This is a genomic window from Gammaproteobacteria bacterium (genome assembly GCA_040183005.1).
GTDB lineage: Bacteria > Pseudomonadota > Gammaproteobacteria.
This window is the reverse complement of record JAMPIW010000007.1, coordinates 88,893-102,057: the sequence shown is the minus strand read 5'-3', so window position 1 is coordinate 102,057 and position 13,165 is coordinate 88,893. Positions and strand designations below refer to the sequence as shown.

Sequence of the window (13,165 nt, the reverse complement as noted above, 5' to 3'; positions counted from 1 at the left end):
CACGCATGAATATTGGCGCTTTGAATTAGTCCGCCCGAAAACAAAAAGGTTCTGTGCAAACCGCCCCACCTACAAGGCCGAGAGCGCCTGCAATATCTCTTCAATGTGGCCCTCGACCTTCACCTTGCGCCACTCTTGGCGCAGTATGCCGTTTTTGTCGATCAGGAAGGTACTGCGCTCCACGCCCATGGACTCTTTGCCATATATATTCTTCAACTTGATGACATCAAACAGCTTGCAGAGCACCTCATCCTTGTCGCTAAGCAGATCGAACTGAAAATTCTGTTCGGTTTTGAATTTTTCATGCGAGTCCAGGCCGTCGCGGGACACACCGAGGATTACGGTATCAAACGCGCCAAATTCATTGTAATGATCGCGGAAGTCCTGCCCCTCGCGGGTACACCCTGGAGTGTTGTCCTTGGGGTAAAAATACAGCACAACATTTTTGCCCTTTAACCCCGAAAGGCTGATGGTTTTGTCACCTGTGGCAGGCAACTCAAAATCCGGTGCGGGTTGTCCGACAGCGATATCGCTCATGATGCAATCTCCTTGGGGTTAAGTCCGCCCATCATACGTTACTTGGGGCGCATAAAAAACAGGTGCGACCAACCCACTCCAGAGCAACCACACCACATTTCCCGCAGAATTCGGAAGGTAATTCTGTGGGCTACGTTCAAAGTCCATAATTTGACGCCACGAGGATCGGGAGGAAACAGTGCTTGACGGATAAAAGCGGAGGTTGCTATAAGTAAGCGGTGGAAATTCTTGGCTGTTTTTCAAGGGAAGATTTACACCAGACATCAGAAGTGTCCGGTAATTTAATTGAATAGATTCAATTGGTTATTGTCTTTCTGCATGCTCATTTGCGTCTCCGCATTTTTAAGTAATTGATCGAGTGGCGTTTTCTCGAAAAGAGTCAGGCTCAAAATCTGTAGGATTGTGTAAAGCGAAGCCTCGGTATTGAGCCGCTTTTTCACGATGGCGACCACGACGTAAACCGCGATGGCGATCCATATTTGCGTCTTGACTGCATTCTCGGTGGTGCCATAGAACCGCTTGATTCGAAGATGCTGTTTGATCCACTTGAAGAATAGCTCGACCTGCCAGCGGCAACGATAAAGCTGAGCGATGGTCAGCGCAGGCAGGTCGAAGTTGTTGGTCAGAAAGACCAGAAACCTGTCGTGTTCGGCATCGTAGAACTTGATGCGTCGCAGGTGCTGCGGGTAATCCTTGCTGGCCTTGCGAGCAGTCAATGCAATGGTCTGGTCGCAGCGCAGTCCAGTGGACTTGTCCACGGTGCGAGAGTAGACGCGACGAAAGAGCAGATTGGATTTGCCACGGATGACAAAGAACGCCTGTGCTTGATGCAGGGTGAACCAGCGAGCGAAGTCGGTGAAGCCACGATCCATGATGTAAAAGCTGCCGGCTTCGGGTATCAGGATATCGAGCACATTGACCTCGTGCATCTTGCCATCGCTGATGTGGATGAAGGTTGGAATGTTGCCGCGCAGGTCGAGCAGCGTATGCATCTTGACGGCAGCTTTGGTGGAGCGGAAGCGTGCCCACGGAAAGACGCTCAAGCACAGGTCGATGGTCGTGGTATCGAGTGCGTAGACCGTCTGTTCCAGTTCGACCGCAAAGCTGTCGCTGGCGTAAAGCTTTCTGGCGGTCTGGATTAAGCTCATCGCGAAATCCGCGTAGATGCGACAGTCGCGTTGCTCGTTGGCATCGGCCAGCGTGCTCTTGGCGATGTTGCCTCGTATGCCCAAGTGATAGAGCTTGGCTTGGTGGGCGCGCAGACAGGTTTCGATGTCGCGCAGGCTTTCGCGGTAAGTCAGCTGCGCGAACGCCATGCAGAGAAATTGATCGAGATGCGAAAAAGTCTTGGTGGGATATTTGGAAGGGTAGCGCTGCACGCAGCGACGGAATGTGTGAAGGGGCAAATGCTCCATGAGTTGTGCGAACACCAACTGGCCTGAATACATGACGGAAACTCCTGGGGGGAAAGCCCCAGTTTCCCAAAAAATTCACGTTCAAGTCGGTGACACCCCTAAACACACACTTTCCTATTCAACATCATCATGTTATATAGCCGTCTTTGCGAAATTGCCGGACACTTCTGACCAGACATAATTATCATCACACTACTTCAGGAGAACATTTCATGAAACGTACCCTAGGATTGCTGTTCGCCGCCACTATTGCCACCGCAGCCCCCGGTTTCGCCATGGCTGGCGGGGAAAACAACATCGGTAGCTGCGGATGGGGTTCCAAGCTGTTCGAAGGAGAAAGCGGCATCTTCGCTCAGGTATTGGCCGTCACCACGAATGGCACTTCTGCCAACCAAACCTTCGGCATCACCTCGGGCACGTCCGGCTGCACCCAGGATGGCACAGTAAGCTCAACCTGGAAGACCGCCATGTTCATTGATGGCAACAAAGAAGCCCTCGCTAAGGCCATTTCCGCTGGCCAGGGTGAAACTCTTGACGCTCTCGCAGCCCTTATCGGCATCGACGAAAAGCACAAGGCTGACTTTTCTCGTGTTTCTCAGGCCAACTTTGCACGCATCTTCCCCTCCACCAATGTGAGCGCCGCCGAAATACGCGCGTCGCTGAAAGAAGTGGTTAGCGCGGATGCCGGTCTCGCCCAGTATTCCGCGAAGATCTAAAGCTTGATCTCTGCAACAACCTTGGCGCACACCCGTGCGCCAAGGTTGTTTTTTTGACCCGCACAGAAATGTTCTTCCCTGCCTCGCGGCATCCGCATCAGAATTTTCTTTAGAACTCATCGCTGTCATGCAACCATCGGCTTATGCCTTAAATGGAAAATTCAGGATCATTCTTTCAATATTCCCTGCCAATAGAGCAACATTCACCAGCCTGACCTTGTTTTTTATAACGACACTGTCTTGGTTTCCGGCCTATGCCGCTGATAATCCCTATCTTGCTGAATTGACGCACTCCGCACGCATGAAGCACCTGGCTGAGCGTGACGAGTGGCAACGTTTGCTGCATTACAAAACAGGGCTATTGCCAGGGAGCATTCGTAGCCAGGTTGACGCGCCCCCATTTTTTAATTCCCCCGTCGGAAAAACTCATCCACAGGCCGAACTTGAAACTACGTTGGCACGCTTCTTTGAGCCATTACCAACAGAGCCTGATACACAGCATGCGCAATGCGCATTTATTGCCCGCTACCAGTGGCTAAAACAGCAACTCGACTTCGACCCCATCCGACTCTCAGAGCAGCCCTGCCCACGCTATGCCCAGTGGCTGGAGGCGCTCAACCCTGCGGGCATCACGCTGATTTTCCCGACTGCGTATATGAACAGTCCAGCTTCGATGTTCGGCCACACCTTATTACGTATCGACGCGCAGGGACAAAATGACCGTACTCGCCTACTTGCTTACGCCTTGAATTTCGGTGCGATAACCGGCAACGACAATGGCATCGCATTCGCTGCCAAAGGCCTGTTTGGCGGTTATCCTGGGCTTTTTTCGGTGCTACCCTATTACCTGAAAGTCCGCGAGTACAGCGATCTCGAAAACCGCGATGTCTGGGAATATCAACTCAACCTCACCGACGAGGAAGTGCATCGGCTGTTACGGCACGCCTGGGAACTGAGAGGCATCTGGTTCGATTATTTTTTCTTTGACGAAAACTGTTCATATCACCTGCTTTCGTTGTTGGAAACGGCGCGGCCCGGCCTACATTTAACAGATACTTTCAATTGGTGGGCGATTCCTTCAGATACCGTGCGTGCCGTTGTCGCACAAAATGGCTTTGTGAAAAATGTTTACTACCGGCCTTCACGTCGTGAAATCCTTGAGAACGGTCTTATCGGCCTCGGCGAGGCAGGGCAAACAACTGTACAAGCCCTCGCCACAGGAAAGGTCACCGCCGATGACGAGCATCTAAGCGGTTTTTCTTCCGCGCAAAAAGCCGTGCTCCTGGAGCTAGGCTATGAATACGCAAATTATCGTCAAACCAAATCCGGTAACGAGGAAACACAAACCAATACAAGCCACGCCCTTTTAGCCGCTCGCAGCCAACTTGCCACGCAAACCGGCTTGGCGCCAGTACCAACACCCGCAGCACGCCCAGATCAAGGACATGCAACCGCGCGCATCTCTCTCGCTGCAGGCCGGGAAAATGGGAAAAATTTCGAGGAAATCAATGTGCGGCCCGCGTACCACGATCTTTTGGACTCTGACGAGGGTTATGTACGCGGAGCGCAAATCAACTTTTTCCAGCTTGCGGCACGCCGTTATCACGGTGATGGTGTACAGTTACAGCGTTTTATTCCAGTAGACATCGTTTCGCTCAGCCCGGTTTCGGCGCTGGGCTGGCCGCTATCGTGGAAAGTGAATTTTGGCATGGATCGCAAATGGGTAAACAACCGCGACCCATTGCTCGCCACGCTGAACGCAGGCGCGGGCCTCACCTTCAGCAAGGGACCAAGACTGCTTGCCTATGGACTCTGGGAAACAGGACTCGACTTGCACAATACTTTGGATCAGGGTTATAGCCTGGGGACCGGGATGGGACTCGGCGCACTCGTTGACATAAGCCCCCGCTGGAAACTCCAGGCGAGCGGGCGGGTGTTGCGCTACGGGCTGGGCGAACGCCATACCCGGCAGGAATGGGCGTTAGAGCAGCGCTACTCCTTGAACGCCGCGCATGACTTGCGTTTACGCTGGGCTACAATTGAAGACTTCGATCATCGCTACCATCACTTGATGTTGAGCTGGCAATGGTTTCTCTGAAAACATGGCGGGCGCTATTTTTTCTTCTGCTCCCCTCCCTTGCCGGCTGCACGGGATTGTTCTTTCATCCCATGCAGCAACATGTGCGCACGCCAGACCAGATTGGCCTCAACTACCGTGATGTATCTTTCACGTCGCACGACAATATGCCCCTGCACGGCTGGTGGCTACCCGCGCAAGGCACTGCACGCGGCACAGTCGTCTTTTTTCATGGCAATGCCGAGAACATCAGCACGCATATCGGCGCCGTACACTGGTTGCCCAAAGAGGGTTTTAACGTCTTTCTTCCCGATTACAGGGGCTATGGAGCATCGCGGGGAACACCGGAAATCAAGGGGCTGCACGCGGACGCGGAGAGCGCCCTCGACGCCGTGGCGGAAATGCCCGAGGCTCGTGACACCCCGCTTATCGTATTAGGCCAAAGCCTGGGGGGCGCCGTAGCCACCTACACTGTGGCACACAGCCGCCACCGTTCACGCATCAAGGCATTGATCGTCGAAAGCGCCTTTTCCAGTTACCGCGACATCACCCGCGAAAAACTGGCAGGTTTCTGGATGACATGGCCCTTGCAATACCCGTTGTCATGGACAATAAACGACGATTACAGCCCAGTGAATACAGTGGCGCGCGTCACGCCGATACCGATACTGCTCGTCTATGGTGACCGGGATCGTATCGTACCGCTTTCGCACGGTCAACGGCTCTACAACGTGGCAGCCGACCCTAAAACCCTCTGGGTCGTTCCGGGAAGCGGCCATATCGAGGCTTTCAAAGGCAAAGAATATCGCCGGGCACTTATTGACTATCTCGACTCATTGCTATCAGGCAAACGCTAAACCAGCCGCTTTGCCTATCGCATCAATCTTCACCTGAAAACAATCTCCTGATCCACAAATAATTTGTGTTCACGGATCGCCGGTAACAGCACATTGTCGGCAAGCGGGCACCCTGTCATCCCAGGGTCGATCTGCTCTTCTTTATCCCCCATTTCCGGGGAGTGGCCACGTCCTTCGAGCAGATGACGGAGCATATCGTGGTATCCCGGCGGCCAGGCTTGCATCTCGGGAAAGCGCTGCCGCAAAGCCTTCAAAATGGCCATTCCGGAATAATCCAGATCTCCCCAGAAATAGGTCGGCCATGGATAAGCATTGCTCGATAACCACCATTGCTCCCAGCTTTCCCTCCAGCGCCCATACCCCTCACCCTGGTAATGCAGGCTAACCCCTGCCTGATCACGGATGCGCTGTGCGCTGCCGCGAAATCCGGAGCAATAGACCAGTGCCATGTTGGCCGCAGCGGCGGGCGCGCCTTCGACGGCGCTGGTGTAGCTGTCCTGATTTTCTATAAAAAGAACGCCGGTAACGGTTTTTGGCAAATAGACATTCACCAGTATCTTTCTAGGCTTGATGGCCAGATGGCGATAGAGGGCGGTGAGCAGGTCTTCACGATTATCCAGGATCTTGGAATGCCCCCAGAAAGAAAGCGCGCTGATCTGGCGCAGATTGAGTTCGTTGCGGCCAATGTCGGCAATGGCTATGAACGCCTTGACGATGTCCTCGGGCGACTTCCCGGGAATGACGATGGGGCGGGCTTTGAGGCGGGTGCTGTCTCCCGGAAAATGGTGTTGCGCGCGTTCAACGGCCTCCTGCCATTGGCGGAGCAGCGGCGTTTCCCTGGGCCGCGCCAGCCAGTTACGCAGTGTGTCTTCCATCGTAGGATTCAGCACTAGGCGGGCACGGGCATATTCAGGTTCGTAGGGGCCGCGTTTGCGGTCAAGCTTGATGGTAAGTACGTGAAAGTCTTGCTCAAGCGCGCGCAACAATCCCCACGTGCGGTCGGCATCCTGGCCGAACTGAAACAAGCGGGGAAAACAGGGTTGGTTTAGTGTTACCGCCGGTGGATGCTGCCACTCTTCGGCGGGTTTGCGGTCCAGTTTGTCAAGAAAGGCGTGAAGCAGCTCGAGGATTTCCCTTTCGTCTTCCAACCAGCGCGGCGCGTCCATGAATCCACCTTGCATGGCGCACCCCAGCAAAGGGCTAGCCTACCTTCTCCAAACGGTAGCCATGCTGATAAACGGGGGACAGGCGCCAGCCGTTTTCCGGGACGAGACCAAGCTTGCTGCGTACCCGGCTGACATGGGTTTCGAGTGTGCGGGTATTGACGTGGGTGTTGTAGTCCCAGATGCTATCGAGCAGGTTGACGCGCGAGAGCGTGGTGTTCACGTTGCGGAAGAAGAGCAGCGTCAGGTCGAATTCCTTGGGGGAAAGGTCGACGCGCGCTCCGTCCTTGGTTATTGTGCGGTCCGAGGCGCAGATAACGAAGGGGCCGACGGTGATTTCGTTCTTTTTGGGTGAACCACTTTCGCGGCCGCGCCGCGTCAGTGCGTCAATGCGGGCGAGGAATTCGAACTGGCGCAGCGGTTTGATCATGTAGTCATCCGCGCCCATCTTGAGCGCCGCAACCGTGTCTTCCTCGCGGCGCTGGCTGGTGACCATCATGATGGGCATGGTCCAGCGTTGGGTATTGCGCACCCAGTCCACAATCTCCATGCCACTCAAGTCAGGCAACACCCAGTCCAGGATCAGCAGATCGAAATGCCTGCCCTGTTCGGACGCCATGAAATCGTGGGCGTTGGCGAAGTGCTGGCACTCGTGGCCGGAGTAGTTGAGCAGCAGCCTGGTGAATTCTGCCTGATCGAAGTCGTCTTCTACTAATCCTATATTCATGGTGTGCTTCCTGTTGGACCGTGAGGGTCCCTGTTTGCGTGGCGATAGTAACACAGGTTGTCGGCCACCCAAACTCCTTGGACAAGAGGCACCTCAAGACAGTTTGCAATAGATTCAAGAGCTTATATAAAACGGCGGCCCGGCGCAATCAGTGTTACGGCCGCCCAGCAAATGTGCCTGATCGACAAGGTGAGCATCCCGCCAGGCACCGCAATGAACACGCAGGACGGGATAACGATAGGCGCCAGCTTTAGCTACACCAATGCCAGCCCTGCCTTATCCTCCACGCTGACGTTAACCGACACGACGCAAGTAGGCAGCGTGGGGCTGGCGCTCATCAAGAGCATCGACAAGCTCACTGTCAAGCTTGGCGAAGCTATCACCTACACAATTACTTACCAGAATAATGGCAGCACCCCTGTCAGCGCTATTGTCCTCCGTGATGCCACACCGGCGTACACCACATTTCTGTCGGCAAACTGCGGCGCACCGCTACCGGCGGGCATCACCGCCTGCAACGTAACCACTCAACCGGCGGCCGGAGCAAAGGGAGCTATCGAATGGACGTTGACGGGAAACCTGTCACCGGCGGCGCCAGGCCAGGCCAGGCCAGGTGAACTTTAGCGTGCAAGTTGAGAATTGAGACCACGTTGTTCGGAAATAACGTCAGGCATGGCGCAATCCGTGACGGACGCTTTCGCCGATCATCTGATCATCTTCAACCAGCAGTATGCGCATATGCCAAATCTGCTATTTTCGCAAATCAAACATATCGGAAACCGTGCGATGCCCCAGCCACTGATGGACCATTCCAACGCCCGCATGACTGATCAGGTAGATCCACATGAACGTTGCAAAAAAGCTGTGCGTTTCCTTGATGAAATCCACGGCGGGCGGCATCGCGCCGTTTTCCGCCATACCGAAGTAGACGGTGACGCCGGTTATCGCCATGATGCTCGTCACCAGCAGGCCGAGGCCATGAGTTGCACCGGCAATGGCACTGATCTGATGCGTGTCATCCAAGCGGCGCCGCACCCACTGCTGTTTGATTTCATCTGTCACGGCATCGCGGCGTTGCCGCGAAAACCATGGGAACAAATGCTCCATCCCGAGACGGATATGGCCGGACAATAGAAAAAGCCAGTGCAACAGCAACACGCCGAACACAAATAACCCAATCACTTCGTGAGATTCAAAAGCAGTAGCTTCCAGGCCGCCGAAAGGCCGGCCCGGCCTTGGTGTTTCCATAACCAAACTAAGCAATAGCTGCAAGGTGACGCCCAGCGCAATACCGGCATGAAGCCAGCGTGTCAATTTGTTGTATTTCATGGCTCGAATCTCGTCTGACGATGACTTGGAAGGACGCGCGCCAACAGACGCGCTCATTGTTGCCGTATTGGTCAGAACATGTTTGCTTGAAGTATGCATGATCGCCACTTGTCTCAAAAACCGGCAAGACCCCATGCCTTGCTATGGGGTGCATATTACGCGGCCACACTTAAAACAAGGTTAACGCCGATCAGCAACCATACCCTCTCGACCCAAAAAATCTGCCGCGCAGACACATCACCCAATGCCATTGAATGTGACAGGCGACTAACGGGGCCTTAATCTTAAATTAATATTGATCGCCTATCATACTGTGCCAGCGTTTAATTGCATAAGCTAATGCCGTATCAAAGTTAAAAATAAATTGTGTGATATAGAATGTAATATCACCAGCTAATGCAATTAAACACTAGGTTCTGTTGACGTTTCATCTCAGCCACAAAAGTACCGCCGCAAAAGATAGCATTCCCATGTAATTAACAGCTTTTTTCTCATATCGAGTAGCAATCCGGCGATAATGCTTGAGCTTGCCAAACATGCATTCGACGGCATGTCGCTCCTTATAAAGCCAATAATCACAGTCAATTTTCTCTTTTCGGTTCGACTTCGGCGGAATCACAACCTCTATCCCACGCGCCTTTAACCACGCGCGCAGCTCGTTTGTGTCGTAGCCTTTATCCGCCAGAAGTGCTGATGTTTGGATGCCTTCCAGCAGCGGTATTGCGACCGTGCACTCCGCCGTTTGGCCACCCGTCAGAATGAATTCAATCGGCATGCCAAGTGCATCACAGGCCGCATGAATCTTACAGCTAAACCCACCTTTGGAGCGCCCCAGCGCTTCTTTTTCAGCCGAACTGCCCGCCGCGCCTGCGGCACAGGCGTGCGCTCTTGTCACCGTTCCATCAATAGAAACATCTTGTAAATCAGCATCTTCAGAAAAATAAGTGAGCAATCTATCCCATGCGCCATTCGCACACCAACGTGAGTATCGCTTGAAGACACTATTCCATTTGCCATGCTCTGGCGGCAGCGTCCGCCACTGCGCGCCGGTGCGCAGTATCCACAATGATGCGCCCATAAATCGCCTGCATTTATCGGGCGATCCGAGATGCACGCCCGTCAATTTAGTTAAGTGTGACAATATACGCACCCACTCACTATCGCTTATTTTGGTTCTGTCCATGCCAACCTAAAACGGCGGATTCTACCAAAACCGCGAAACGTCAACAGAACCTAGCAGCACCCGTCAGCGATGGCTGCTGCGGCATGGAAGAAAACTCAACAAAAGGAAAAGATATGTTTCGTCACGCCAAGTGGTACATCTTTGGCCTTATATTTGCCGGTGGCATTGTTATCGGTGCGCTTGCCATTCCTTCCGCAGTTGAATATACCAGCAAAACCGAATTCTGCATCTCCTGCCACGAGATGAAAACAACGGTTTATGAAGAATACAAGAAGACCATTCACTACAATAACCCAGATGGTGTCCGTGCCGACTGCTCTGACTGCCACATTCCCAGGAGCTGGGGACCCACGCTGATTCGCAAAATCATGGCCGCAAAGGATGTTTATCATCATCTCGCCGGAACCATAGATACACCAGAGAAATTTGAAGCCAGGCGGCCGGAGATGGCCCAGCGCGTATGGGATAGTATGAAAGCGAATAACTCACAAGAATGCCGCAACTGCCACCAGTTTGGCGCCATGGAACTCAAAAACCAACGCCTTAGGGCACAGAAACAGCACCAGAATGCAATGAAGGATGGCTCAACCTGCATCGATTGCCACAAAGGCATCGCACACAAACCAATTCATGAGCAAACAAAAAAGAACGAAGGCGCAGAAGACACCTTTTCTATATCCCCGTAAATCATCATGCAATTTATCAGCGTAACCAGGAGGCTTCCATGAATAAAAACCCGCCATCAAGGACTTTGCTCTCGTTATTTGTTGCTTCGGCTTTTTGCATGATTGGCACGCACGCAAGCGCAGCCCCGACAGTGAATTGGGATGCTGTCAAGGGGCAGGATATTGTATTATTCTATCCCGGCCAGGCATCATGGGAATGGCTGCTGACAGATCATAGCGCATCAAAAAGCGTAAAAAATGGCACAAAATGCCTCGAATGCCATGACGGTGAAGAAAAGGATATGGGCACCGTCCTCGTCTCGGGGAAAAAACTCGAACCCACCCCTATCAGTGGCAAATCGGGCTTTTTGAAGGCGAATGCCAAGTTCGCCCGCGATAACGAACGTCTTTACGTACGTGTAGAGTGGACCGACCCCAATTTCCATGCGCCCAAGAAGATGGATCCCGATAACGCTGTAAAACTCGCTGTCATGTTCGCGAGCGGCAAGGTCGTCAAGGAAGCTGCCATTGCCGGTTGCTGGGCAGGTTGTCATGATGATGCCACCGACATGGCGAGCGCCACAACCGGAAAAGAAAGAACCCTCTATCTACCCGCTTCGCGCAACAAACTAAAACGCCAAGGCGGGGGGGATGACTTCAAGTCTCCAGCCGAACTGGAGACGCTTCTGAAAAGCGGCGTCTTTATGGAGTATTGGCAGGCCAAACTGAACAAAGGACAGCCCGCGAAGGCTGGCAGTGGATACATTCTCGAAAAGCGTCACAAACCCGAAAAGAGCATCGATGCCACCTCGGCATTCAAGGACGGCAAGTGGACGGTGGTGATGAGCCGCCCGCTCAAATCTTCCGGTGATGGACAGGAAGATTTTGCGCCAGGTTCTACCTATATGGTGGGATTCGCGATTCACGATGACTATACCGAGGGACGCTTCCACTATCTGTCTTTCGGAAGAAATTTAGCTATTGATAGCGGCAATGCGGATTTTATAGCAGTTAAACAATAATAAAGGGACCTCCGGTTTGCTCAGAGATTCCCGCCGTTCAGGGATGAATGGACACGTTTTAAAACTTACATTTTGAAACGTGCAGCGAGGCTGCTTTCTGCTTTGCGAGCTGAAAAATTCCAGGGATGGACTTTTTCAGGGTTTACCAAATTGGATCAACAACAATGTAAAGGGAGATATCTATGATAGTACAGATCAAAAACACCTGGGCGGGAATCGCATTACTATTTTCCTTAGTGCTTGGCGGCATGTTGAGTATGGTGAGCACAACCGCGCAAGCCACACCGGCCTTTGCCCGCTCCACGGGGGCCGCTTGTAATAAATGTCACAGCGTTTCCTTCCCGCGCCTCAACGAGAAAGGCGAACGCTTTATGAGAAACGGTTTCCAGATGCCGGGCAGCTCTGAAGAACAGGCTGTCACTGGTATTGAAGGCGAAGACAAATCAAAAGATGGAGAAGAAAAAAAGAAGGTAGCAGACGACCTCTTTTTAGGACGGATTTCGGAAATTTTCTCCGTCACTGGCAATCTCTCTCTCCTAGAAAAGACAGGTGATTCCAACAAAAAAACTATCGGCCAGCCCACCAAACTCACCCTGCTTGCAACCGGAACCATCGCCAAGGATGTTCCAATCTGGGCGGAACTGGAACACTCCCCCGACGGCGTTGTTGAGATGGACCGCTACTTCATCGGCAAGACAAACTTTAATGACACAACTCTGCTAAATGCTCGCGTTGGCTCACTGGATCCGACTACATGGACATCTTTCTATGGCAATGGTGCGGGCATTGATTCCCTGGTCCCAAAGATTGCATCCTACAGCAACGATGGCAAAGACCGTGGTTTCACGCCAGTGGGTAGCGGCTATGATCCAAGATCGGCGATTGAATATTATGGGTACAACGACCAATTCATCTGGGCCGCAGCCTTAGCCAATCCCAAGACGGATCCCGACAACAAAAATAAACTCGATTACTGGCTGATGGGGCGTTGGGATATTCTGAAGAAGAACTCGGTCTCCCTGCTCTATTACGATGACAGAAATACAAATGTGAAAATGTATACTGTGGCCGGCAATTGGCGCTTTGATCCCGTGGATGTACGTGCGCAATACTCCAGGGACAACTCCGGCAATGATGCGCACGGCAATGTCACCGGCTTTGCGTTACAGGGAGACTATAAAATTCAGCGTGGCTGGATGGCAATGGCGCGTTTTGATCGCACCGACAATGGTTATTCGAGCAGTGCAATCGAATCACAGATGACCGGCGGCCTGGTGTACGCCCCCTACCAAAACATCAAGCTCACTGCTGCCTATGTCAAAGAGCTGCAGAAAGCCGGTGTCGAGGGCGCCGCCCCCGTGAGTTCCAAGAAAATGGATTACGCCAGTGTGCGGCTGTTCTTTGCCTTCTAAAAGTCTTTAACCTGATATGCCGTCGAAGAAATTCTTCGGCGGCATATCAGCATTTTACCCCC

At 52.9% G+C, this 13,165-nt stretch carries 13 protein-coding genes; 7 read left to right on the top strand and 6 right to left on the bottom strand.

Features of this window, described 5'->3' with window-relative positions; genetic code table 11:
• Window positions 1-69 precede the first annotated feature (69 nt).
• Both M3A44_06445 and M3A44_06440 read right to left on the bottom strand, forming a co-directional pair.
• Window positions 70-537, bottom strand: a complete 468-nt coding sequence (locus tag M3A44_06445; protein ID MEQ6341291.1) for a peroxiredoxin — start codon at window positions 535-537, stop codon at window positions 70-72.
• 281 nt (window positions 538-818) lie between these two features.
• Window positions 819-1,985, bottom strand: a complete 1,167-nt coding sequence (locus M3A44_06440) for an IS4 family transposase (protein MEQ6341290.1) — start codon at window positions 1,983-1,985, stop codon at window positions 819-821.
• 179 nt (window positions 1,986-2,164) lie between these two features.
• On the opposite strand from M3A44_06440, the gene M3A44_06435 reads away from it, so the two are divergent.
• The 3 genes from M3A44_06435 (at window position 2,165) to M3A44_06425 (ending at window position 5,602) form a co-directional block, all read left to right on the top strand.
• A complete protein-coding gene (locus M3A44_06435) occupies window positions 2,165-2,668 on the top strand; it encodes a DUF3015 domain-containing protein (protein MEQ6341289.1) in 504 nt (167 codons plus the stop codon).
• Window positions 2,669-2,795: 127 nt separating this feature from the next.
• The gene (locus M3A44_06430) at window positions 2,796-4,766 is read left to right on the top strand and encodes a DUF4105 domain-containing protein (protein MEQ6341288.1); all 1,971 of its coding nucleotides are present in this window, start codon (window positions 2,796-2,798) and stop codon (window positions 4,764-4,766) included.
• Window positions 4,754-5,602, top strand: coding sequence for an alpha/beta hydrolase (locus tag M3A44_06425; protein ID MEQ6341287.1), 849 nt, complete (start codon window positions 4,754-4,756; stop codon window positions 5,600-5,602). Before M3A44_06430 ends, M3A44_06425 begins: the two co-directional genes overlap by 13 nt.
• A 29-nt stretch (window positions 5,603-5,631) precedes the next feature.
• Here the strand turns inward: M3A44_06425 and M3A44_06420 are convergent, their stop codons facing one another.
• Together M3A44_06420 and M3A44_06415 are read right to left on the bottom strand one after the other, a co-directional pair.
• On the bottom strand, window positions 5,632-6,783 hold the full coding sequence (locus M3A44_06420) for a DUF2220 family protein (protein ID MEQ6341286.1): 1,152 nt from the start codon (window positions 6,781-6,783) through the stop codon (window positions 5,632-5,634).
• A gap of 19 nt (window positions 6,784-6,802) precedes the next feature.
• Window positions 6,803-7,492: a response regulator transcription factor gene (locus tag M3A44_06415; protein ID MEQ6341285.1), complete on the bottom strand. Its 690-nt coding sequence runs from the start codon at window positions 7,490-7,492 to the stop codon at window positions 6,803-6,805.
• A gap of 213 nt (window positions 7,493-7,705) precedes the next feature.
• On the opposite strand from M3A44_06415, the gene M3A44_06410 reads away from it, so the two are divergent.
• Window positions 7,706-8,116: a DUF11 domain-containing protein gene (locus tag M3A44_06410; GenBank protein MEQ6341284.1), complete on the top strand. Its 411-nt coding sequence runs from the start codon at window positions 7,706-7,708 to the stop codon at window positions 8,114-8,116.
• A 126-nt stretch (window positions 8,117-8,242) separates the two neighbouring features.
• On the opposite strand, the gene M3A44_06405 is transcribed toward M3A44_06410, so the two are convergent.
• Complete coding sequence (locus M3A44_06405; protein ID MEQ6341283.1) at window positions 8,243-8,821, bottom strand: cytochrome b/b6 domain-containing protein; 579 nt, start codon at window positions 8,819-8,821, stop codon at window positions 8,243-8,245.
• Between the two features lie 427 nt (window positions 8,822-9,248).
• Window positions 9,249-10,004 (bottom strand): IS5 family transposase, encoded by a 756-nt coding sequence (locus M3A44_06400; protein MEQ6341282.1) that lies wholly within the window; start codon window positions 10,002-10,004, stop codon window positions 9,249-9,251.
• A gap of 83 nt (window positions 10,005-10,087) precedes the next feature.
• On the opposite strand from M3A44_06400, the gene M3A44_06395 reads away from it, so the two are divergent.
• The 3 genes from M3A44_06395 to M3A44_06385 all read left to right on the top strand — a co-directional run bounded on the left by M3A44_06395 (window position 10,088) and on the right by M3A44_06385 (window position 13,103).
• Complete coding sequence (locus M3A44_06395) at window positions 10,088-10,690, top strand: NapC/NirT family cytochrome c (GenBank protein MEQ6341281.1); 603 nt, start codon at window positions 10,088-10,090, stop codon at window positions 10,688-10,690.
• 38 nt (window positions 10,691-10,728) lie between these two features.
• On the top strand, window positions 10,729-11,691 hold the full coding sequence (locus M3A44_06390) for an ethylbenzene dehydrogenase-related protein (protein ID MEQ6341280.1): 963 nt from the start codon (window positions 10,729-10,731) through the stop codon (window positions 11,689-11,691).
• A 182-nt stretch (window positions 11,692-11,873) separates the two neighbouring features.
• Window positions 11,874-13,103 carry a hypothetical protein gene (locus M3A44_06385; protein MEQ6341279.1) on the top strand — a complete coding sequence of 410 codons (1,230 nt, stop codon included), beginning with the start codon at window positions 11,874-11,876 and terminating at the stop codon, window positions 13,101-13,103.
• Window positions 13,104-13,165 lie beyond the last annotated feature (62 nt).

Coding starts and splice junctions, on each gene's coding strand:
- M3A44_06445 (MEQ6341291.1), bottom strand. CDS start 537: ATGAGCGATATCGCTGTCGGACAACCCGCACCGGATTTTGAGTTGCCT.
- M3A44_06440 (MEQ6341290.1), bottom strand. CDS start 1,985: ATGTATTCAGGCCAGTTGGTGTTCGCACAACTCATGGAGCATTTGCCC.
- M3A44_06435 (MEQ6341289.1), top strand. CDS start 2,165: ATGAAACGTACCCTAGGATTGCTGTTCGCCGCCACTATTGCCACCGCA.
- M3A44_06430 (MEQ6341288.1), top strand. CDS start 2,796: ATGCAACCATCGGCTTATGCCTTAAATGGAAAATTCAGGATCATTCTT.
- M3A44_06425 (MEQ6341287.1), top strand. CDS start 4,754: ATGGTTTCTCTGAAAACATGGCGGGCGCTATTTTTTCTTCTGCTCCCC.
- M3A44_06420 (MEQ6341286.1), bottom strand. CDS start 6,783: ATGCAAGGTGGATTCATGGACGCGCCGCGCTGGTTGGAAGACGAAAGG.
- M3A44_06415 (MEQ6341285.1), bottom strand. CDS start 7,492: ATGAATATAGGATTAGTAGAAGACGACTTCGATCAGGCAGAATTCACC.
- M3A44_06410 (MEQ6341284.1), top strand. CDS start 7,706: ATGAACACGCAGGACGGGATAACGATAGGCGCCAGCTTTAGCTACACC.
- M3A44_06405 (MEQ6341283.1), bottom strand. CDS start 8,821: ATGAAATACAACAAATTGACACGCTGGCTTCATGCCGGTATTGCGCTG.
- M3A44_06400 (MEQ6341282.1), bottom strand. CDS start 10,004: ATGGACAGAACCAAAATAAGCGATAGTGAGTGGGTGCGTATATTGTCA.
- M3A44_06395 (MEQ6341281.1), top strand. CDS start 10,088: ATGGAAGAAAACTCAACAAAAGGAAAAGATATGTTTCGTCACGCCAAG.
- M3A44_06390 (MEQ6341280.1), top strand. CDS start 10,729: ATGAATAAAAACCCGCCATCAAGGACTTTGCTCTCGTTATTTGTTGCT.
- M3A44_06385 (MEQ6341279.1), top strand. CDS start 11,874: ATGATAGTACAGATCAAAAACACCTGGGCGGGAATCGCATTACTATTT.